This is a genomic window from Tardiphaga alba, assembly GCF_018279705.1.
In the GTDB taxonomy this organism is placed as follows: domain Bacteria; phylum Pseudomonadota; class Alphaproteobacteria; order Rhizobiales; family Xanthobacteraceae; genus Tardiphaga; species Tardiphaga alba.
Genome location: NZ_CP036498.1, coordinates 1,519,448 through 1,540,023, shown reverse-complemented (window position 1 = coordinate 1,540,023; position 20,576 = coordinate 1,519,448). Strand labels below are relative to the sequence as shown.

At 57.5% G+C, this 20,576-nt stretch carries 17 protein-coding genes and 1 tRNA gene; 6 read left to right on the top strand and 12 right to left on the bottom strand.

The annotated features are described in order from the left end of the window. Positions 1 to 84 precede the first annotated feature (84 nt). Genes RPMA_RS07270 through RPMA_RS07245 form a run of 6 tightly spaced genes read right to left on the bottom strand, consistent with a single transcriptional unit; the run spans position 85 to position 7,481 of the window. Positions 85 to 1,131, bottom strand: a complete 1,047-nt coding sequence (locus tag RPMA_RS07270; protein ID WP_211912188.1) for a histone deacetylase family protein — start codon at positions 1,129 to 1,131, stop codon at positions 85 to 87. After that, a complete protein-coding gene (locus RPMA_RS07265) occupies positions 1,128 to 2,732 on the bottom strand; it encodes an ABC transporter ATP-binding protein (RefSeq protein ID WP_211912187.1) in 1,605 nt (534 codons plus the stop codon). Before RPMA_RS07265 ends, RPMA_RS07270 begins: the two co-directional genes overlap by 4 nt. Then, complete coding sequence (locus RPMA_RS07260) at positions 2,729 to 3,559, bottom strand: ABC transporter permease (RefSeq protein ID WP_211912186.1); 831 nt, start codon at positions 3,557 to 3,559, stop codon at positions 2,729 to 2,731. The genes RPMA_RS07265 and RPMA_RS07260 overlap by 4 nt, the downstream gene beginning before the upstream one ends. Continuing rightward, positions 3,556 to 4,524, bottom strand: coding sequence for an ABC transporter permease (locus RPMA_RS07255; protein ID WP_211913520.1), 969 nt, complete (start codon positions 4,522 to 4,524; stop codon positions 3,556 to 3,558). Before RPMA_RS07255 ends, RPMA_RS07260 begins: the two co-directional genes overlap by 4 nt. 20 nt (positions 4,525 to 4,544) lie before the next feature. After that, a complete protein-coding gene (locus tag RPMA_RS07250) occupies positions 4,545 to 6,194 on the bottom strand; it encodes an ABC transporter substrate-binding protein (protein WP_211912185.1) in 1,650 nt (549 codons plus the stop codon). Between the two features lie 48 nt (positions 6,195 to 6,242). After that, positions 6,243 to 7,481, bottom strand: a complete 1,239-nt coding sequence (locus RPMA_RS07245; protein ID WP_211912184.1) for an allantoate amidohydrolase — start codon at positions 7,479 to 7,481, stop codon at positions 6,243 to 6,245. 177 nt (positions 7,482 to 7,658) lie between these two features. On the opposite strand from RPMA_RS07245, the gene RPMA_RS07240 reads away from it, so the two are divergent. Continuing rightward, positions 7,659 to 8,258 carry a TetR/AcrR family transcriptional regulator gene (locus RPMA_RS07240; RefSeq protein ID WP_211912183.1) on the top strand — a complete coding sequence of 200 codons (600 nt, stop codon included), beginning with the start codon at positions 7,659 to 7,661 and terminating at the stop codon, positions 8,256 to 8,258. 51 nt (positions 8,259 to 8,309) lie between these two features. Here the strand turns inward: RPMA_RS07240 and RPMA_RS07235 are convergent, their stop codons facing one another. Continuing rightward, positions 8,310 to 8,969 (bottom strand): TetR/AcrR family transcriptional regulator, encoded by a 660-nt coding sequence (locus RPMA_RS07235; protein ID WP_211912182.1) that lies wholly within the window; start codon positions 8,967 to 8,969, stop codon positions 8,310 to 8,312. 129 nt (positions 8,970 to 9,098) lie between these two features. Here RPMA_RS07235 and RPMA_RS07230 point away from each other — a divergent pair, with 129 nt between their 5' ends. Genes RPMA_RS07230 through RPMA_RS07215 form a run of 4 tightly spaced genes read left to right on the top strand, consistent with a single transcriptional unit; the run spans position 9,099 to position 13,581 of the window. Beyond that, on the top strand, positions 9,099 to 10,292 hold the full coding sequence (locus RPMA_RS07230; RefSeq protein ID WP_211912181.1) for an ABC transporter substrate-binding protein: 1,194 nt from the start codon (positions 9,099 to 9,101) through the stop codon (positions 10,290 to 10,292). 10 nt (positions 10,293 to 10,302) lie between these two features. Continuing rightward, the gene (locus tag RPMA_RS07225) at positions 10,303 to 11,313 is read left to right on the top strand and encodes a glutathione S-transferase N-terminal domain-containing protein (RefSeq protein WP_211912180.1); all 1,011 of its coding nucleotides are present in this window, start codon (positions 10,303 to 10,305) and stop codon (positions 11,311 to 11,313) included. Further along, the gene (locus tag RPMA_RS07220; RefSeq protein WP_211912179.1) at positions 11,283 to 12,857 is read left to right on the top strand and encodes an acyl-CoA synthetase; all 1,575 of its coding nucleotides are present in this window, start codon (positions 11,283 to 11,285) and stop codon (positions 12,855 to 12,857) included. The genes RPMA_RS07225 and RPMA_RS07220 overlap by 31 nt, the downstream gene beginning before the upstream one ends. After that, a complete protein-coding gene (locus RPMA_RS07215) occupies positions 12,844 to 13,581 on the top strand; it encodes a glutathione S-transferase N-terminal domain-containing protein (RefSeq protein ID WP_211912178.1) in 738 nt (245 codons plus the stop codon). Before RPMA_RS07220 ends, RPMA_RS07215 begins: the two co-directional genes overlap by 14 nt. Positions 13,582 to 13,918: 337 nt before the next feature. Here the strand turns inward: RPMA_RS07215 and RPMA_RS07210 are convergent. Continuing rightward, positions 13,919 to 14,012: transfer RNA gene (locus RPMA_RS07210), tRNA-OTHER, on the bottom strand. A 99-nt stretch (positions 14,013 to 14,111) separates the two neighbouring features. Here RPMA_RS07210 and RPMA_RS07205 point away from each other — a divergent pair. Continuing rightward, complete coding sequence (locus tag RPMA_RS07205; protein WP_211912177.1) at positions 14,112 to 15,317, top strand: site-specific integrase; 1,206 nt, start codon at positions 14,112 to 14,114, stop codon at positions 15,315 to 15,317. A 156-nt stretch (positions 15,318 to 15,473) separates the two neighbouring features. Here RPMA_RS07205 and RPMA_RS07200 read toward each other — a convergent pair whose 3' ends face one another. The 4 genes from RPMA_RS07200 to RPMA_RS07185 form a co-directional block, all read right to left on the bottom strand. Then, positions 15,474 to 15,872 carry a hypothetical protein gene (locus RPMA_RS07200; RefSeq protein WP_211912176.1) on the bottom strand — a complete coding sequence of 133 codons (399 nt, stop codon included), beginning with the start codon at positions 15,870 to 15,872 and terminating at the stop codon, positions 15,474 to 15,476. A 1-nt stretch (position 15,873) separates the two neighbouring features. Continuing rightward, positions 15,874 to 17,061, bottom strand: a complete 1,188-nt coding sequence (locus RPMA_RS07195; RefSeq protein ID WP_211912175.1) for a hypothetical protein — start codon at positions 17,059 to 17,061, stop codon at positions 15,874 to 15,876. 127 nt (positions 17,062 to 17,188) lie between these two features. After that, on the bottom strand, positions 17,189 to 18,295 hold the full coding sequence (locus tag RPMA_RS07190; RefSeq protein ID WP_211912174.1) for a hypothetical protein: 1,107 nt from the start codon (positions 18,293 to 18,295) through the stop codon (positions 17,189 to 17,191). After that, positions 18,292 to 20,124 carry an AAA family ATPase gene (locus RPMA_RS07185; protein ID WP_211912173.1) on the bottom strand — a complete coding sequence of 611 codons (1,833 nt, stop codon included), beginning with the start codon at positions 20,122 to 20,124 and terminating at the stop codon, positions 18,292 to 18,294. The genes RPMA_RS07190 and RPMA_RS07185 overlap by 4 nt, the downstream gene beginning before the upstream one ends. Positions 20,125 to 20,576 lie beyond the last annotated feature (452 nt).

The following is a 20,576-nucleotide window of genomic DNA, read 5'->3' as shown; positions in this document are numbered from 1 at the left end:
TCTCCTCGATTGATCGACCTGCCCAACGGCATCCGCGATACTCATGGCCTGTCGAAATTCCATATGCTTCAGAAACAGTCTCGTTCAGTGACGCGCAGAGAAGCCCGCGACGAAGCGCCGTGGCGCCTTGGCGATGACATCGAGCGAATAGCCGCCCTCCTGTACGATCACGGTCGGCAAACGCATGGCGCCGAAAATTTCACCGATCCGGTGATAGGCATCGCCGGACACACGAAGCAGCGACAGCGGATCGTCCCGGTGGGCATCCCATCCGGCCGACAGCACGAGCGCCTGACATCCGGCTCTCGCCGCAGCCTCGCTCAGCAACGTGCAGGCTGCGACGAATTTGGAATCGCCGGCACCGGGCTGCAGCGGAAGGTTCAGATTGTATCCTTCGCCTTTGCCCGAACCGCGTTCGTCCGCATAGCCGATGAAGAACGGATAGTAATTGACGGGATCGGTGTGAACATTGCCGACGAATACGTCGTCGCGCCCGTAGAAGATCGACTGCGTGCCGTCCCCATGATGCGTGTCGAAATCGATCACCGCGACGCGCCCGAAGCTGGAAGCCAGCATGTCGGCCACCACAGCCGCATTGTTGATGTAGCAAAATCCCGCCGCCTGATCGCGATAGGCGTGGTGCCCGGGCGGACGGCAGGCAGCGAATGCGCTGCGCTCACCGGCGGTAACGAGCTGAGCGGCATGAATGGCGCTGCGTGCGGACGCCTCGATCGCCTCCCACGTCCCCTCGCCGATGGCGCAGTTGAGGTCGCTGACATACCAGCCGGCTTTTCCGGTGATGGATTGCGGGACACGCCCCGGCGGCTGGCCCGCTTGCGATGCGCGTCGATAGTGATGCGTGTTCGGCAGCACCTCGACGCTGGCATCGGAAAGTTTCTGCCACTCGGCATAAGCCTCGCTGAGAAAATCGACATAGAGCGGATCGTGAACCCGACGGACGGGATCGAGTGCATGGGCGCCGGGCTCGATGGCCTCGTGCCCGTCTTCCGCAAGGCTCTGGGCGAGGATGCGCAGCCGCTCGGGTTGCTCAACAGGCTTGATCATCCTCCCGCGCAGCATGATCTGCTGCGGATCATGCCTTGTCTGAACCGGCGACGAGATGACCTTCATGAAGCCTCCACAGCGCGATAATTGGCACTTTCGTCCGCCAGTCCCGGCACGGACGCGATCAATGTTCGCGTGTAGGGATGCTGCGGATTGGACAGCAGTTCCCTGGCCGGCGCCTCTTCAACGATCTGGCCCAGTTTCATGACCGCGATGCGATCGCAGATCTGTGCGGCGACCCGCATGTCATGGGTGATGAACAGCATCGACAGGCCGAGCTTGTCACGCAGGCCCTCCAAGAGATCGAGGATCTGGGCCTGCACCGATACGTCGAGCGCCGAGACCGGTTCATCGGCGATCAGCAATTCGGCATTCAGCGCCAAAGCACGCGCGATGCCGATGCGCTGCCTTTGCCCGCCGCTGAATTCATGCGGCCAGCGATCCAGCGCCGACGGATCGAGACTGACAAGCTGCAGCTTCTCGCGCGCAATGGCGCGCGCCTCTTTCGCGCTTGCTCCATGCGCCATGGGCCCGTCCGCGATGATGTCCCCGACCGAACGGCGCGGATCCAGGGACTCGAACGGATCCTGGAATAGGAACTGGATGCGCTTGCGGAACGGTTTCCATTGCTTACGGGACAGCCCGCGAAGGTCCGTTCCCTCGAACCGGATCTCGCCGCTGTCGGGCGTGATCAGATTGACGATGGTCCTGGCGAAGGTCGACTTGCCCGATCCGCTTTCGCCGACAAGGCCGATGGTCTCGCCCTTGCGCAGATCGAGATTGATGTTGTTGAGCGCAGCGACTTCCTTGCTTCCGCGCCAGAACGTCTTGCGCAGGCTGGATGCCTTGAGGACCGTCTGCTCGGCGCGCGGCCGTGGCGGGTCCATGTTCGGCTTCGGCATCGCCGCGAGCAGCTTCTTGGTGTAGTCGTGCACGGGGCGTTCGAGGACGTCGCTCGTCGCCCCCTGATCGACCAGTTCACCGTCTTTCATGACGATCACGCGATCGGCGATTTCCCGCACCACGCCGAAATCGTGGGTGATGAACAGGACGCCGGAATTGCGCCGCTTCTGGATCTCGCGGATCAGTTTGAGGATTTGCGCCTGGGTCGTCACGTCAAGCGCCGTCGTAGGCTCGTCGGCAATCAGGAGTGATGGCTCCAGCGCGATCGCCATCGCGATCACGACGCGCTGCCGCTGGCCGCCAGACAGCATGTGCGGATAGACATGGATCAGCGCTTCCGGGTCCGGAAGGTTGACCGCTTTGAGCAGGCTGACCACCTGTTCTTCCTTGCCCGGCAGCCCGTGAACCTGGAACACTTCGGCGATCTGATCCCCGATCCGCATCAGCGGATTGAGCGCCGCCATCGGCTCCTGGAACACCATGCCCATTCGGGCGCCGCGCAGGCTCCGGAGCTGCGCCGGCGTCTGCTTCAGCAGTTCGACACCCTGCAGATCGAGCCGACCGCCGAGAACGGGCAGCTCCTTGGGAAGCAGCCCCATGATCGCATTGGCGATCATGGATTTTCCGGAGCCGCTCTCGCCGACCACGCACAGGATCTCGCCCTCGTTGAGCGAGAAGTTGACATTGCTGACGGCGCGCGGACGATCCGCATAGATCGGCAGCCCGATCGACAGGTCATCAACGGTGAGAAGAGTCTTGGTCATGGCATATCCCGCTTCGACAGACGCGGATTGAGCCATGTCTGAAGCCCTTCCCCGAGCAGATTGAGTCCGAGCACCGTGATGAAGATGGCAACGCCCGGGAGAACGCTGATCCACCAGCCCATCCGGATCACGCTCCGCCCGGAGCCGACGAGAAAGCCCCAGGACATCCAATTGGCATCGCCTAGGCCTAGGAACGACAATGCAGACTCCGTCAGCACCGCGTTGGCCACCATCAGGCTTCCCAGCACGATCACCGGCGGCAATGCGTTCGGCAGCAATGTCTGCCACACGACCCGCGTATGAGAGACGCCGAGGACTTCGGCTGCTTGAACGAATTCCCGCTTGCGCAGCGACAGGAACTCGGCACGGACGACACGGGCGACCGGTGGCCAGGACACCAGCGCGATCGCAGCGATGATCGAGAAGATGCTCGGGCGGAAGATCGCGACCAGAAGGATCGCCAGCAGGAAACTGGGGATGGTCTGGAAGAATTCCGCAAACCGCATGACGGCATCATCCACACGGCCGCCGACATAGCCTGCGAGCGCGCCGAGGCTGACGCCGATGCCAAGCGATGCCAGCGTCGAGACTCCTCCGATCATCAGCGAGACCCACGCGCCATGCGCGATCCCTGCCGCGATGTCGCGCCCGAGCGCATCGGAGCCAAGCAGGAATTCCGGACTGCCCGGCGGCTCGAACGGGGTTCCGCGCATGTCCCACGGAGAGAACGGAAACAGGATTGGCGCGGTGAGCGCCATGGCGACGATGGAGAGCATGATCGCGCTGCCGACCGCCATACGGGGATAGCGTCTGATGAAATTTTTCATAGCGCCTGAACCCGTGGATCGAATGCGAGATAAAGAAGGTCAGTCAGAAGATTGAAGATCAACACGACCACCGATGTGCACAGGAAGATGCCGAGCAGCAGGTCGTAGTCGCGTGCCAACAGCGCTTCGAATGCGAGACTGCCGATCCCCGGCCATGCGAACACTGTCTCGACGAGAACGGACCCGCCGATCAGATGCCCTGCCTGGATGCCCGCGAGCGTGATGACGGGCAGCAGCGCGTTCCGGAGCACATGGACCCAGGTGATGCGGCCTTCCGTGGCGCCCTTGGCACGCGCGGTCTTGATAAAGGGATGGCTCGAGACCTCGACCATCGATGCCCGCGTCAGGCGCACATAGACGGCAGAATAGAACACCGCGAGCGTCACCACGGGCAAGATGGCGTGATGGGCGATATCCGCCATGCGCGCCAGACCGTGCAACGGGACATCGACGGTCTCCATGCCGAAGGTCGGCAGCCAGTTCAGCCAGACGCCGAAGACCAACACCAGCACGATGCCCACCAGGAACAGCGGTGTGGCATAGAAGAACAGCGACACACCCATTATGATGGTGTCGGCAACGCCACCCGGCTTGCGGGCTGCGCGGACGCCAAGTGCGATGCCGCTCGACAGCGCGATCGCGAATGCCGTTCCTGTCAGCAGCAACGTTGCCGGCAGTCTTTCGAAAATCACGGTCAGAACCGGCCTCTGCAGGCGATGGGATACGCCGAGATCCAGCGTCAGCACCTTCTGGACGTAGATCCACAACTGCACCGGAAGCGGCTTGTCGAGACCGAACTGCTCACGCAATTGCTGCATGAATTCGGCATCGGCCTGCCCCGACTGACCGGCGATCGCGCTTGCGGGATCGCCGGGGGCAGCGTGGATCAGGAGGAAGTTGACGACGACGATAGCCAAAACCATCGCCGCCATCTTGAGCACCCGCCATCCGATCAGGCGGGGCATCGCTTGAAGACGATTCTGCGTCATGTGAGGAAGACGTCGTCGAAGTCGTCGGCAATGCCCATTGCCGTCGTGATCGTGTTGTTGAGCTTTTTGGAATAGTAAGTCGGGAAGCTCATCTGGATCAGATAGATGTAGGGCATATCCTCGACTGCGATCCGCTGGAATTCGGACAGCAGCTTCTGGCGTTCGGTCGGATTTATCTCGAACCGCGCTTTGGCAAGGATTTCATCGATGCGCGGATTGTTGTAGCCGCCGACATTGTTGAAGGCGACGTTCTTGATGTTCTCCGACGTGAAGTACTGCTCCATGCCGATATTGGCGTCGCCGACCTGATAGATGTAGTTGATCGACGTGTCGTAATCCCACTTCGCCATACGCGCGGTGTGGCCGCCCGCATCCGTCGTATCCATGGTGACATTGATGCCGATCTTCTGCATCGATGCGCGGAAATATTCGGACAGGCGCGTCCAGACCTCGCCATAGGGCAACGGCATATGCCGGATCGTGAAGCGGACGCCAGACCCGTCCGCCTTGTGACCGGCTTCGTCCAGCAACTTGTTCGCGGCAGCGATGTCAAATGGCGGCAGCTTGACCGACGCATCGTAGAACTTCGTGGTCTCGCAGAGTGGGCCGGTGGCGACCTTGCCGCTGTTGAACCAGAGCTTCTGCAGGATGAAGTTGCGATCGAGCGCCATGCTCATGGCGCGGCGGACGCGCGCATCGTCCAGCGGCTTGACGCGCTTGTTGATGTCGATCCATGCGAGCGGGCCGTAATATTCCCAACCCTTCAGGGTCACCGACAGATTCTGCTGCGCCTGGAAGCGCGGCAGGTCGAATGGCTCGATATCATTGCCGCCGGCGAGCTGAACCTGGCCGGACTGCAGGGCTACCGCGCGGCTCTGGCTGTCGGGCACGATACGATAGACGATCTCGTCTAGATAAGGCTGGTTCGGCTTCCAGTAATCATCGTTGCGGCGCAGCCTGATGAAGCTGCCGCGCTGCCATTCCGCCAGCTTGAACGGCCCGGTGCCGACCGGCTTGGCGTTATTGGGATTGTTGCGCATGTCGGCAACGTCATAGAGATGCTTGGGAACGATGGTGAAACCGGTTCCGCCGAAGCCATAAAGGAATGGCGCGAAGGGCTCCTTCAGCGTGAAGACCACCGTGTGCGGATCCGGCGCCTCCGCCTTTTCGATGCGGGCGAATACGATGCGCGCGCGCAGCGACAGCGTCATCCAGAACTTCATCGCCGAGAAGATGACGTCATCCGCCGTCATCGGTTTGCCGTCGTGGAACTTCACGTTCTCCTGCAGGCGGAACGTGTAGACCTTCTTGTCGTCCGACACTGTCCAGCTCTTGGCCAGCACGGGCTCGAAATCGAGCGTCGGCGTATACGTGAACAACGGCTGGAAAATCTTGCTGACAACGGTAAGCGTCGGTGCCTGGGCGTTGACGCCGACCATCAGCACCGGCGGCTCAGGCGTCAGCAGGCTGGTGAGCGTTCCGCCCCGTTTCGGCGCGATCCCCTGCGCAATCGCTTCATCGACGCGCATCAGGAACGGCACGGTCGCCGCTGCGGCGACGCCCGCCTTCAGCAATGCGCGCCGTGACGGTCCGGTATTCGTCGCAGTCGTAGGGTTGTTCCCCCGAGACGAAATCGATTCACTCATATCCCTGCCTCCTCACCTTGATTAAACGCCGAAACAAAATCCTGGCCGTCACTCGTCCGGCCGCTGCGCGCGATCGAGCACCATATTGGCGAGCACATCGGCGCCGGCCGTGGCGTGTTGCGGTTCGCACCACTCGAATTCGCTGTGGGAAATGCCGTCGCGGCACGGCAAGAAGATCAATGCGGTGGGACACACCACATGCATGTTCAGCGCATCATGCGCGGTCCAGGTCGGCAGCCGCATGGATGAATGGCCGAGCTGGCCGGCCACACGCTCCGTCAACTCCACCAGTTCGACCGGGAAGTCGAACTTGTGCCGCTGCGGATTGCGCGAGAACGACGTGGTGAAGTGATTGTCCCGGCCGATGGCGACGACCGCCTGTTCGATGGCGTCGAGAATGCGATCACGCCCTTCCGGATCCGCATGTACCGTCAGGAACTGCACGACGGCCTTGTGCGGAATGTTGATCCGGTTGTTCGGCAGGATGTCGATCACGGTGGCGCTGGCCATGCCGTGCGGCTCCTGCGCCATGCCGATCGTCTCGATCGCCTCGATGATCCTGGCCGCGCCGACCAGCGCGTTGCGCCGCTTCGACATCCGCGTGGTCTGGGAGTGCCCGTTCTCGCCCAGGATTTCGATGATGCCGCCGCCCTGGCACGAGGTGTTGGTGACGGCGCCGATGACGACATTGGCCGCTTCCAGTACGGGCCCCTGCTCGATATGCAGTTCTAGATAGCTGTCTACCGGCCGCTGGCCGACCTCGGCTTCGCCGAGATAGCCGATACGCTTCAGCTCGTCGCCCATGAAGATTCCGGCACGATCGCGCGTCTGGTACAGCGTTTCCAGCGTTGTGCGCCCCGCAAACAGGTTGGAGCCGACCACACCGGGCGGAAAACGCGCGCCCTCTTCATTGGTCCAGTTGACCACCTCGATGGCCCGGCGCGTCCTGATCCCCGCACGGTCCAGCGTCCGCACGACTTCGAGACCTGCCAGCACCCCGAGCACGCCGTCGAACCGGCCGCCCGGCGCCTGTGTATCGAGATGGCTCCCCATCATCACGGGGGCCAGACTTGGGTCCTGCCCCTCGCGACGCGCGAAAATATTGCCAATCTTGTCAACAGTGATGCCGAGTCCGGCCTCCTTCGCCCAATGGACGAACAGGTTGCGGCCATCGCGATCGGCGTCCGACAGCGACGTGCGATAGGATCCTCCATTGGCGGTGGCACCGATGGCGGCCATCGTCATGAGATCAGACCACAGGCGATCGCCGTCCACCTTGAGCGTCATTCCAGATTCCCGTTTTCTCGACTTCGTTGTCTACAATCTGGTCAAGCGACCAATTTTAGTCAAGCGACCAATTTTAGGCAGTGATGCTGACATTTTGTGCGCCGCGGGACAGGAAACGAGCGCGACGATTTGACAGGGATCGACGCATCGCAGAAACATCGACGCATGAAGACCACGATGTCGAAGAGCGAAATCACGCGTGCGCAGATTATCCAGGGGGCCCTGCAAGCTCTGGAGAAGACAGGCGTTCTCGGTACGACCACACGGAAAATCGCGGCGGAAGCAAATGTCCAGCTCGCGACCCTGCACTATCATTTCGAGAGCAAGAGCGCCCTTCTCGTCGCAGTTCTGGAGGCAATGATCGACGAGATCGCCGAGCGGCTGCGCGAGGACCGCGCAGGCAAGGAGCCCGATCTCGATGAACGCATCGAGATTCTCGTGCGCGGGACCTGGCGGTCCATCATGCAGTCGCGGACGCGACAGATCGTGCAGTACGAACTCACACTTTACGCGCTTCGCGAAGGAGCGCAGTGGCTGGCCGACCAGCAATATGAAGCGTATCTCCGCCTCTATCGCGATCAGCTCACGAGCAAATCCGGCAAGACCGAATTGTCGTCGCAAAACTACATCCTGCTCGCTCGCTTCATCCTCGCTGGGATCGACGGCCTGATCCTCCAGGAGCTGGTGAAACCGAACCGCAGCAGATCTACCCACGCGATCGAAACGTTGATCTACACCTCGAAACAGCTCGCGCACAAACTTGCCCGTGAGGCCTGAGCACTACGTCGCGATCTGAAATCTGCGCATGGCGGGCGAACGGCCCGGGCACTACTTGCCCTTGAGGCCGTGTTCCACGAACCGCATATATGCCGACACGACCCATTCGGGGATGTTCGCCGCAGAGGCACCGCGCTTTGAGAAGCGAAGATAAATGTAAAATCTCGCGGCCATCAAAACATATGCCACGACTTCCAAGTCGCGTTCCTCGAACCCGCTGATCTCACCGTCTTTCAGACTGCGACGAAGGGCCCTGGTATAGTGCCGGGCGAGGTTGGAGATATGGCGATCGAACGCTGCCGGCGCGACCACTTCTGACTCGTTGACGACGCGATAGAAGCCGGGATTGCGGACCAAGAAGTCGAAAAATCCGCGAAACCCCTTCTCCTCGACTTCCAGTATGTCTTGGGATCCGCGGACCTGCTGCCTGACCTCGTCGAGGAGCCGGTCTCCCAATGTCGGCAGCAGCTCGTCGAACATCGCCTGCCGCGACTCGAAATGCTTGTAGAACGTCCCGTGCGCCAATCCCGCCCGCTTCGAAATCTCGGCGATGGTGGCCTCTTCATAGCCAACCTCGCCAACGACCTCTGCTCCAGCTTCGAGTAACGCCTTGCGGTTTCGCGCAACTTTCTCGGCGCGCGTAGGCTTCGGGTCATCATTCGATTGAGCAACGGTCGTCGTCTTACGGATACGCGGCATGTGGTCGATCATCTCCCCGCGACACACTAGCCGACCCCGCCAACTGCGACAAATCCACAAAAGTGACTCACCAGTCACTTTTGTTGTTGTTTTGATTTCACCCCTCTGCCATGCTTTCAAAAAACATACTGGGAGGAACCAATGCTAAAGCTTGCAGCGATGTCGGCTGCGGTCGTCTGCTGGTCCACAGCAGTTGCCGCACAAACGATGCCGATCAAGGTGGGCGTGTTGACCGACATGTCCGGTCCCTATGCCGCGATCGCAGGAAAAGGCGCAGTCGTTGCCGCCGAGCTCGCAATCGCAGACTTCGCGAAGGAGTTTCCTGCAGTCAAAGTGGAACTCGTTTCGGCAGATCATCAGAACAAGCCGGACGTAGCGATCTCTATTGCGCGGAAATGGTTTGATTCCGACGGCGTGTCGATGGTGTCGGAGTTGACCACCTCGGCCATCGCGCTCGCGGTCCAGAAGCTCGCCGAAGACAAGGACAAGGTTTCGATCGTTTCCGGTGCCGGCTCGTCGGATCTGACCGGCAAGGCGTGTTCGAAAACCGGCTTTCACTGGACCTATGACACCTACGCACTCGCCCGTGGTACCGGGAGCGCGATCGTCGACCAAGGAGCCAAACAATGGTTCTTCCTGACCGTCGACTATGCCTTCGGCAAATCCTTGCAGCAGGACGTCACCGACGCTGTACTTGCCAAGGGCGGCAGTGTCATCGGCGATGTGAAGCATCCGCTCAACACGTCGGATTTCTCCTCTTTCCTGCTGCAGGCCCAAGCATCCAAGGCCGATGTCATCGGTCTGGCCAATGCCGGCTCGGACCTCATCAACGTCATCAAGCAGGCGAACGAATTCGGCATCGCGAAGAGCCAGAGGCTCGCGGCGCTACTGGTCTATATCAGTGATGTCCACGCATTGGGGCTGAATGTCGCCAAGAACGTCTATCTGACAACCGCGTTCTATTGGGACATGAACGACGAAACCCGCGCGTGGTCGCAGCGATATTTCGACAAGGTCGGCGCCATGCCGACCATGGCCCAGGCGGGCGAGTATTCCGCTGTGCTTCACTATCTGCGTGCCACGCAGAAGGCGGGATCGACGGCGGGCGGAAAGGTCGCCGAGGCCATGCGGGCACTACCCGTGAAGGACATCTTTGCCCCGAACGGTACCGTCCGTGCCGATGGTCGCATGGTGCACGACATGTATCTCGCCCGGGTCAAGGAACCATCCCAGTCCACGAAGCCATGGGACTATTACGCGATCGTCAAAACAATCAAGGGCGATGAGGCCTTCAGGAAGATGGCAGCCGGCAACTGCCCGCTGGTCAGTAACTAAGGAACAGTGAATGACCGAACGCTACCGGTTGATCGGTTCGACCGCTTCGCCATACGCACTCAAGCTGCGTGCGATCATGCGCTATCGGCGGATCGCCTTCGACTGGGTGATCATGAACAGGTCTCTCCGCGAAGCCACATCTTCGCTGAAACCGATGCTCATTCCAGTGCTGCAATATCCGGACGGCAGCTATCGGAATGAGACGACCACCCTCGCTTATGACCTTGAGCGCCGTCATCAAGGGCGCTCGATCATACCGGCCCATAGCGCCGTCGCGTTCATCTGCGACCTCCTGGAAGATCTCGCAGACGAATGGGCAGTCAAACCGCTGTTCCTCTATCGCTGGTGGGATCCGGAAGACCAAGGCTATGTCTCCCGGTGGGCCGCGGAAGAATGGTCTGTCGCCGACGCCGAACCGGGCAGCGCTGCCGAGGTCGAGTTCATGCGCCAGAGGCAAACCTCCAGGATGCCGATCCTCGGTGCGACCGACGAGAACCGCCCGCTGCTGCAGGAAAGCTACCGTCGGATCCTGAAGGCGTTCGAGCCGCATATCGGGATGACGCGTTACATCTTCGGATCGCGACCCTCCCTGGCGGACTTCGCTTGGTTCGGTCAGCTGAGCGAATTGGCGACTGATCCGACCCCCATGCGCATCATGCGGGATATTGCGCCATTCACGGACCACTGGGTCCGCCGTCTCGATGATGCGTCTGGCGTCGAAGGCGCCTGGTATGACTGCGAACAAGCACTGGGACCGTTTGCGGAAGGACTTCTGGCAATCGCAGGCGAACTCTATCTGCCTTTTCTGGTGGCGAATGCCGATGCCTATCGCAAGGACCTTCCGCACCTGGAGATGAACGTCTGGGGCCATCCCTACGCGCTCACGCCATTCAAATACCAGGTCAAATGTCTCGATCAGATCCGGGAGCGTTTCGGGGCGCTCTCTCAGACAGATCGTGTCATCCTCAAGCCGATATTGGAGCGGACTGGATGTTGGCAGCACCTGCATCAAGCGAACTAGCCAATTACGCCGCTCCCGACTGGATCGGGCACTACGCGCAGCAGACGCCGGACAAGCTGGCGATGACGGACGTCCATTCCAGGCGCACCTACACCTACCGCGCCATGAATGAGCGTTGCTCCCGCCTCGCCTCCTTCTTGCGCACAAAGAAAATCGGTCCAGGCGAGCGGGTCGCGGTCCTGTGTCACAACTCGACTGACATTTTCGAGATTCAATTCGCTTGCCGAAAGCTCGGCGCCATATTCGTTCCTCTGAATTGGCGACTGGCGCAGGCCGAACTCTCGGCCATCATCCGGAATGCCGAGCCCCGGCTTCTGATATATGGCCATGAGTTCTCGCTCATGGCGGAGGCATTTCATGCAAGCGGCATCGTCCCGAATCTCATCGAGACGCGGGATGGCCAGGCATCGCCCTATGAAACCGGCATCGCCGAACACGATGCCAGTTTGGAGGCCGTGCCCGTCACGCATAGTGATATCTTCGCCATCATGTATACGTCCGGCACCACCGGTCAGCCGAAAGGCGTGATCATCACGCACCGGATGACGATTTTCTCTGCTGTGAACGGGATGATGAAAGCCAGCGTCAAGGGCACGTCGAACGGCTTGACGTTTCTTCCGCTCTTCCATGTCGGTGGCCTCTTCCTGATGGCAAACTTCATCTTCCATGCGGGCGGCCACAACATTCTGATGAGAACGTTCGATCCTGGACAGGCTCTGGCAATACTGGGAGACCCTCGATTTTCCATCACTCACTCGTTCGGGGTACCGACTAATTTCAGCATGATCGCCGAACTCCCGGCCTATGCCGACACGGACCTCTCTCATCTTGAATGCCTCACGGTCGGCGGCGCTCCGTCGCCCATGGCATTGCTCGAAGCCTATGCGAAAAAGGGCGTGAAGCTGCAGCAAGGCTGGGGCATGACCGAGACAACCACGCTCGGCACCATGTTGGCAGCTCGCGACGCGTTCACAAAAATCGGCTCGGCCGGGCAGCCGGTGATGCATGCTGAGCTGACAATATTCGACGACGACTTCCAGCACGCCTCCCCTGATGCCGTCGGCCAGCTGGCAATCAGGGGCCCGACGGTCACCCCGGGCTATTGGCGGCAGCCGGCAGCCACGGCAGAAGCATTTCATCAAGGCTGGTTTCTGACGGGTGATGCCGCGCAATGCGATGCGGACGGCTACTACGCGATCGTCGATCGCTGGAAAGACATGTACATCTCCGGTGGCGAAAATGTTTATCCCGCGGAGATCGAGAACGTCCTTTCGGGCATTTCCGGTGTCGTCGAGGCGGCCGTGATCGGGGTCGCGGATTCAAAATGGGGCGAAGTAGGCTGCGCCTATGTCGTACGCCGTAGCGGCACGGTACTGACCGCCGCGGATGTCATTTCACACTGTGCCAACAATCTGGCACGCTTCAAGCTACCCAAATATATTCGCTTCGTCGACGCCATTCCTCATTCCGCTGCCGGCAAGATATCCAAGCCCGAGCTGCGCGCAGCTTTTGCCCGGGAGGCGCCGAACCATGGACATCCGTGAAGCGCCAGAGCTGCGTCCGCGCGGCTCGGCGGATCTCGACTTCTTCACCTGGCCCACGCCGAACGGTCGCAAGATCTCGATCTTTCTCGAAGAAGCGTCGATCCCGTACAACCTCGTTTCAATCAACACGCTCGACGGCGAGCAATTCGCGGCCGATTATCTCGCGCTCAATCCGAACAATAAGATTCCCACCATCGTTGATCATCGTCACACGTCGCCGCTGGTCGTCTTCGAGTCGGGCGCCATCCTCTGGCATCTGGCGAAGAGGGAAAATCGTTTTCTTCCCGACTGCGATCGACGCCGTTCCGAATGCATGCAATGGCTGATGTGGCAGATGAGCGCTTTCGGCCCCATGCTGGGTCAGGCCCACCATTTCAATCATTATGCTCCTGAACACATGCCTTACGCTTCCGATCGCTACAGCAAGGAAGCGAACCGCCTCTACAGCGTGCTCGATCGCAGATTGAGAGATCGGGAATTCGTGGTCGATGAGTTCTCCATCGTCGACATGGCCATCTGGCCCTGGATCACGCCGCGCAAGCTCCAGAATGTCGACCTCGCCGATTACCCCAACGTGTCCGCCTGGAACGAGAGAATGAAGGTCCGCCCCGGCGTGCGGCGTGGCTATGCGCTGCTGTCTGATCGCGAATCCCGCCAGAAGCCGTCCGGCGCTGCGTGGGACGGTCTCTTCGGCGATCGGCAATTCGGGAATACCGTTACCTGATGACAGGGGGGCAAATAGAGGAACGGGACCACAAGCGGCTTTGAACGGGCCAATCGGGCACCGGTCGAGACGATCAATTCCCCGCTCCCGACGGTCGATGTTGGAGAACTTGCCGAGACAAAGTGCCAAGTTCGGGCCGCAGTGGCGATCGAACCGGGTCTCCAATTGCAATCTCCCGAAAATGGTAATTCTCAAATTCTCGGCCAGAGACTTTCGGGATTTTGGCAGTGTACGGGGTCGGTTGCGCCAGCCGGAGACTTTCAAGTGTGCGCGAAAGCCCGCCGAATGCGGGCGTTTCTCGGCAAATCGGGCAGCTTGGCCGAATGCCCGGACTGCCTGGCTGGGGCGGGAGGGATCGAACCTCCGCATGGGGGAATCAAAATCCTCGACAGGCCACCGACACATGCCGCCATTGCACGACAGTAGCCCCGGAAGCTTAGCTTTATCATTGACTTAACAATTTTCGCGACCGACACACGACGGCATGCATTTGGCGCACGGGGTCGACTCAGGGTCGACACGGGGGAGCGATGGCCGTTCAGAAGATCACGAAGCGAGTAGTCGACACCGTTGCTGTCGGCATTATCCGCGATTCCGAAGTTAAAGGCTTCCTTCTGATTGTCTCCAAAGGCGGACACAAGAGCTACAGCATTGAGTATCGGGTCGGTAATGGGCGCGGGGCACCCAAGCGCCGGTACTCGATAGGCACGCACGGATCCCCTTGGACACCAGATCAAGCGAGAGCTCAAGCTAAGCGCCTACTTGCGCTAGTTGCTCAGGGGACCGACCCTCTCGCTTCGCGGTACGCTCATCTTCGTGAGATGACCATTGCTGACCTGTGCGAGCACTACCTTGATGAAGGAACAGCGCATAAAAAGCCAAGCACGCTGCGCGGCGACAAAAGTCGCATAAAGCACTACCTGATACCACGCCTCGGTTCGCGTCCAATAACCTCAGTCGTGCGTGCTGATGTTGAACGACTAGTTCGCGACATCACTCACCTGCCCGCCACGGTGCAGGCAAAAAAGGCCAAAGATGATGTAATCGGTGGTCCGGGGGCAGCTTTTCAATGCCTAGCTGTTCTTGGAGCAGTATATTCCTTCGCGGTCCGCCGAGGTCTCATTCAACTAAATCCGACCAGCGGAGTTAAGAAGCCAAAGATCAAAAAGATGGAACGGTTTCTTTCGGAGCAGGAAATCAGCGCCTTGTGGCAAGCGCTTCGTGACGAAGAAATTTCCTCAGGAACGCCCCATCTAACAGCGGCGATCAAACTGCTCCTGCTCACAGGCTGCCGGAAGGGAGAAATTCTTGATCTCTTCTGGAAAGAAGTCGATTTCGACAATCGATGCCTACGTCTGAGGGACAGCAAAACCGGCGCTAAGATCATTTACCTCAACAACGAAGCCTTGGAAGTGCTGCGCAAACTGCCGAGACTCGAAGATAACCCCTATGTGATTATCGGTCCTAGAATCCAAAGCGGTCATGCGGCTATCGATGGAGTGTGGCATCGGGTTCGGAAAAATGCTGGGTTATCAGACGTCCGCCTGCACGATCTTCGCCACTCCTTTGCGAGCATTGCGATCAAGAATGGTCTGAGCTTGCCGATTGTCGGTGCATTGCTCGGGCACAAGCATCCGGCGACCACGATGAGGTACGCACACCTAGCTGCGGACACACTCCGAACGGCCGTCGATGCTATCGGCGTGAACGTCGTGCGTGACCTCGGCTCCGTCTAACCTGCAACCAGACCGCTATGAGCTCAACCTCGTAGCGGGAAATGCGAGCAAAACGCCGTCTTATTCAGTCCATCCAGAAGCTTGATCTTCGATGAACATCAGAGAGATTTGAATTTCGGGCATGGTCACTCTTGTGAGCGAATAGGCTGTCCGTGCTTAGCCTCTAAAAAGTCTCTTGATCATGAAACCGCTGTAAACGCCCAATGCGGTGTCGATGATGCCCACAGCGCGCTTTAGTTGCTCGAGAGTTTCGACACGTCCGCCGTAATAAAGATATTGCACGCCGATTACGGCAACGCTGAATGTGAACACTAGGAAGATGGTCAAGGCCGAGAATTGCAGAGAGAACGACTCCTGATCATCTGCGATTCCGTCGCGACTATAGAAATTCACTACCACGCCGACGTAGAGACCTGTCAGGGGCATCAAAATTAGAATGACCTGCATTGCGTGTTCGAAATTCACGATCAAGAACGGCGCCGCGATGATCGTCGCAACATGCAGCAGAAGAATAGTCCAGCAGACAATAGCTCTGAGTACGTATCCGTGGACCACGTTACAGCTCCTCTGAATACTCGCCACCTAACGTCTTCGCTATCAGTTTCTGCAATTTTGACGAAAGCGTCGATAGCTCCGCGTCATCAATTGGATTTTCCTTGAAGCGCGTCTCCGGCGGCTGCTCTCCATTACCACTCGGGGCGTTGAAGCCCGAAGTGATGACAAACTGAATATTGAGACTCTTAGTTCTGTCTTCCAACTCATGAGAGTAGCCGGTCATCGCGACCACGTACTTTTCCCAATGGCCTTTCTTATGGAAGTGAAGATCCTCACTCCTACCAATTATTTCGAACAATCGAACGTTGGCTCCTTTTGTGCTCATTGCAACAGGTTGACATTGCTTCTTGCAGAATATGTTTCGCGCCGCTGACGTGGCAAGCTTGTCGAAGTGAGCTAGCATCCCAGAAACATTTGAATACGGGTACTTTTTCGCAGAAAACGCGACCTGCTCGGGAATTCCACCATACTCAGGCATGCTCAGTTCAACGTAGTGAAAATAGCCGGATTTCCGTAACTCAGTTACGATAGCGCCTATCCTTCGGACGTCAGTGACGCGATAGTTCATTGGAAAGACAACATCAATGAAACTCGAACAATCCGAGTCCAGCTCTCGCCATTGGGGGAATTTTGATGCCAATAAGTCCATAGCTGCGTCGAATCTATCGAAAATTGGATAGGCAGAGACGTACAAATCGCGAGGAATGAACGGAGTCTTAGTAAGGAAATCCTTTGTTACGATCTGTGGGTCGATGCGACGCTTACGCTTATCTCCATCATCACGCTCCAAGCGAATGCTCAATCCTACATCCGTAGCGATTGCTCCTTCCCATAACGTCTTTTTGTCGTCCATTCGTTTGCGTAGCGTCAGCGTAAGCGATTCCCCCTTGCGCGTTGTCAGCGATCCAACAAGTAATCCATCTACGCTGTTATCGAGCGTTCCTCTCGCAAGAATATCCAAGCCATTTTTGTCTTTTGCGCACAGGATCATTTCCGCTTTTCCCCCGGTCCAACGAACTCGAGAGCTAGCATTTGTACTTTCGATGCCATCGTATGGACCAAGTGTTTTCATGACGACACCGGAATACGTTTGCTCAGTCTTAAGTTGCGCACTAACGGGTGATGAAGTGACGAAAGGTGCGGTCAAGATCGCGCCAAGAGCGACGACATGAACAGTTGACGTTTTCATTTGAGCGCTCCCCATGTAGCGCCATCATAGGCGTTCTCGACCTATCATATAGCGGCTAGTGATCGGGCGGCCGACACACCAAGTTTGCCCATAAACCGACTTGAGTTCGCGACGCTACTGCGTGCGATCAAGAAGGATGCGACCAGCAATCATCTTCACTGACGTAACCGCTTGAGCCATCAACAATCTCAAGCTCGCCCTTCGGTCCGACATTGGCGAATTCAACAGTTCCGTCCTTGTGCTCCCAGAACATCAAACGGAGAGCTTCATGGCTCTTGAGCAGATGTGTTCGGCGCGCTGCCGCGCCATCGGAAGTGCGAACAACCGGCTTCAAATCCCCCTTAGCGTCTGCTCGCTTTAGATCGCCGATTTCATTTTTTGGCTGCCCCATTACAATTCTCGCACATGTTTCTCTGAGCAAATCCGCATTAGCTGCATCCGCGCCGACTGCGCCATGCCGCTGTGCCGTCTCAAAGAACCCAGCACCAACTCGGAACGATGGAACTGCGAGCGTTTTGGCAGAGCCCCCGCTAATCGCTATTTGAAGGATTTCGGCGACAATCGCAAAATGCAGTCCCGCAGCATCAAGAGCACGGGACCACAGCGCGCTCGCGCCGACGCTCAGCGCTATGTCTCTGATATCGTCGGCAAGCAGTACACTATGTGTCGTACTCAAAGGAAAATGCACTTCTCCAACCGAACTTAAAACGGCGCCGCTATTTGCTGTAGCTTGGATCGAAACGATACCTAAGTGGCGAGTAAAGCTAGAGATCACAATGTTCCCGCAGGCGTCCGGCTTGGACGTCAGCCTTTGCAGCGCGAGCGTGACCAGCAACCGTAATGTGGCTTCAAACAAAACAGGTCGCGCTTGATATTGCGAAATGTCAGGCATCGATTGTCGCAACTCGGCCGCTGTTACTTCAACATCAATGACATCTTCAACCGATTGAGATCGACTTAGTATAAAATTAATCGAGCGTCTGACGTCTTCCGTTGAGTAAACATGCCTTAAATTCCAACTGTCGAGCAACTTTGAGATATTCGGTGGGCTTGGAAAGAACCCATTATCAGCGAGAAATGTCAAAGTATCCGAAGGAAGCAGTCCGCGAAAAGCTCCTGTAAAAAAACAAGGCCGCGCCCAGTACTTGAGGCAGCTTATTATTTCTTCAGCCTCATCTTGGCTCGATGCGTGATTTGGAACGGCGAGCAGAGCAGGATCAAAATTGAGAATCATTTGTTTCGAGCATTCTTCTCAGCTTGGCGTTTAGCTGCTGCGGCTCGAAGTATGGCCTCGGACTCTAACTGAGACTGCTCAAAGAAGTCTTTCGGCCAATCCGAGATGGCGCCATACTTGGTAACGGGCACCTCTCTGCACTTAGTTGTACCCGCCTCGCGTTCTGTGAAGTAGATCTTTGTCGTGGCGACTAATGAATCGCCCACCGCAGCAGCTACTCGGTGACGAAAACGATCAATTAGGTACTCGCTATGTGTCTCCAGAATGCATTGCTTTCCAATCAATGCGACAGACAGGAAGAAATCTGCCAGCCGGGCTTGCACTTTAGGGTGCAAATGCAACTCAGGCTGTTCAAATATAAGAAGTGCAGGTGAATCAGCGAGCAGCGCCGAGACGATAATTGGGAGTACCTGACTTACGCCGACGCCGACGTTTGTTAGATCGTGAAAGCGGTCGATCCCCTGCGTCCTAACCTGCAACTGATGTCCAACCTTACCCTGATCTTCGGTTGATACTTCACTGGCGACGCCGACGTACGTCAGCCAATCGACGACGGCATCATGCAATGAAACGTACTTGGAATTAAGGTTGAAGCCGTCACCCGTTATGAACGAACTCGGCAAATAGCGCACCGATCTATCTTTATGTAGGTCAAGGACCGCCGCGGTGTGCTCTCCTTTGAAACCGACCTCTGTGGTGCTTGCTAGAGCTTCCAATGGGTAAATTGGCTTGGGCTCATCACGCAGTGGTCCGAGATAATGGACTGCCGACATGAAGTACTGAGTTGCGTATTGAGAGCCCTCGTTCAACAGCGATGGAAATTCGAGTTCATCTTTGTATTGCGGTGATTGACCGCGATAAAGTACAGCCTCGATCTCTGAACGGATCTCGTTCGGCGTTCTCGTAGGCTCCTTTCTATGAGCTCGATTGTTCATACGATATCGACGATAGCGTGCCGCGACTTCTTCCACAGTGGTCGCTTCGTCGACTTCTGGAAACAGTGTCAAGTTCGCTGATCGAGACTCTCCAGTCAGGAGTACGAATATTTCGTTCACAACGCTTGGCGAGAGCTCCACTCTGCCGATATCCCGCGCGCGGTAATATGTATAAGGGTCATCGCCTGATATCATTTGCGCGATCTCGCGCGCCCGATTGAGCGTTGAATTGAAGCGAACCGCGACTGCTGACGGGAAAAAGTATCGCAAAGTTCCGCCGACGATTGAGCAGTCTGGCTTGTTGCCGACTACTTCGGCCTGCGAGAAGTCGTCAATGACCGTCACTGATAACTTGCTATCTTTCTGACGCTCCATCGTCAGCATAAATGGTGCTGCGCCCTTTTCGTTTGTTGTCGCGAGCAAGGACGCGGATGTGATTCGAGGATTTAGCTGCAGCAGATCGGCGCTTGCGAGTTTAATAGTAGGCCCAACGACGCCCGTCGAAGGAACAGCGTCCCACCTGAAATCGCCAGAGACAGTTGAAAGGTTGCTTCGCCCCATGTAGTAGAATTGTTCAGAATAGAGATCGTTCGACGACCTGAAACGCTGTGATGAGTCTTCGACATCCATCTCCCATGCAATTCCAATATAGTTGTCATCAGACTTACTATTTTTGATGTCCTCAAACGTCCCAAGTTTTACTAAGGGACCATTCAACGCCATTCCGCGGCTGGCAGGGGCATATTGAACCGTCTGTTTTAAGAGCAAGATACTCTGGATGATTGAGCTTTTTCCGCTGCTATTTGCCCCGGCGAAAATCGTGATAGGAGCCAGCGCCAAGTCTGTTCGACCAGAAAATGATTTGAAATTCTCTATTGACCAGCGTTTCAGCATCTTCCACCTATCGAGTTACCTACACAAAGTATGTACCAGATAGACCTTGCACAGAACGGCACTCAAAGGCCACGAGCCGATGACTTACTCTTGCAGGTAACCATGCGGTGTAGCGATTCGCAGCACTTTGGTTGTGAAGTCCGTTTTTTATCCTTGTACGTGTTGCTCGATACACACCCTGTCGAGCTTTCTGCGGATGGTGTTTTTCACGGGCCAATTATTTGATTTGGGGCGAACCGTCTTGCCTCGAGGAGTGGCGATATCCTAACCACCCGCGTTTGGTGCCAGTCTAAATTTGAGTATGCCGCCTGTACGGAAAACCTCACCGATTGCAGCGAAATATTTGCTAGCGAAATCAAAGCCCGCATAGCTTGTTGACAATATACGGAAATTATAGGACAGCCGTCCTAACGCTGCAGCACACCTTGCGGCCTGCTTCATCTGGGCGATCC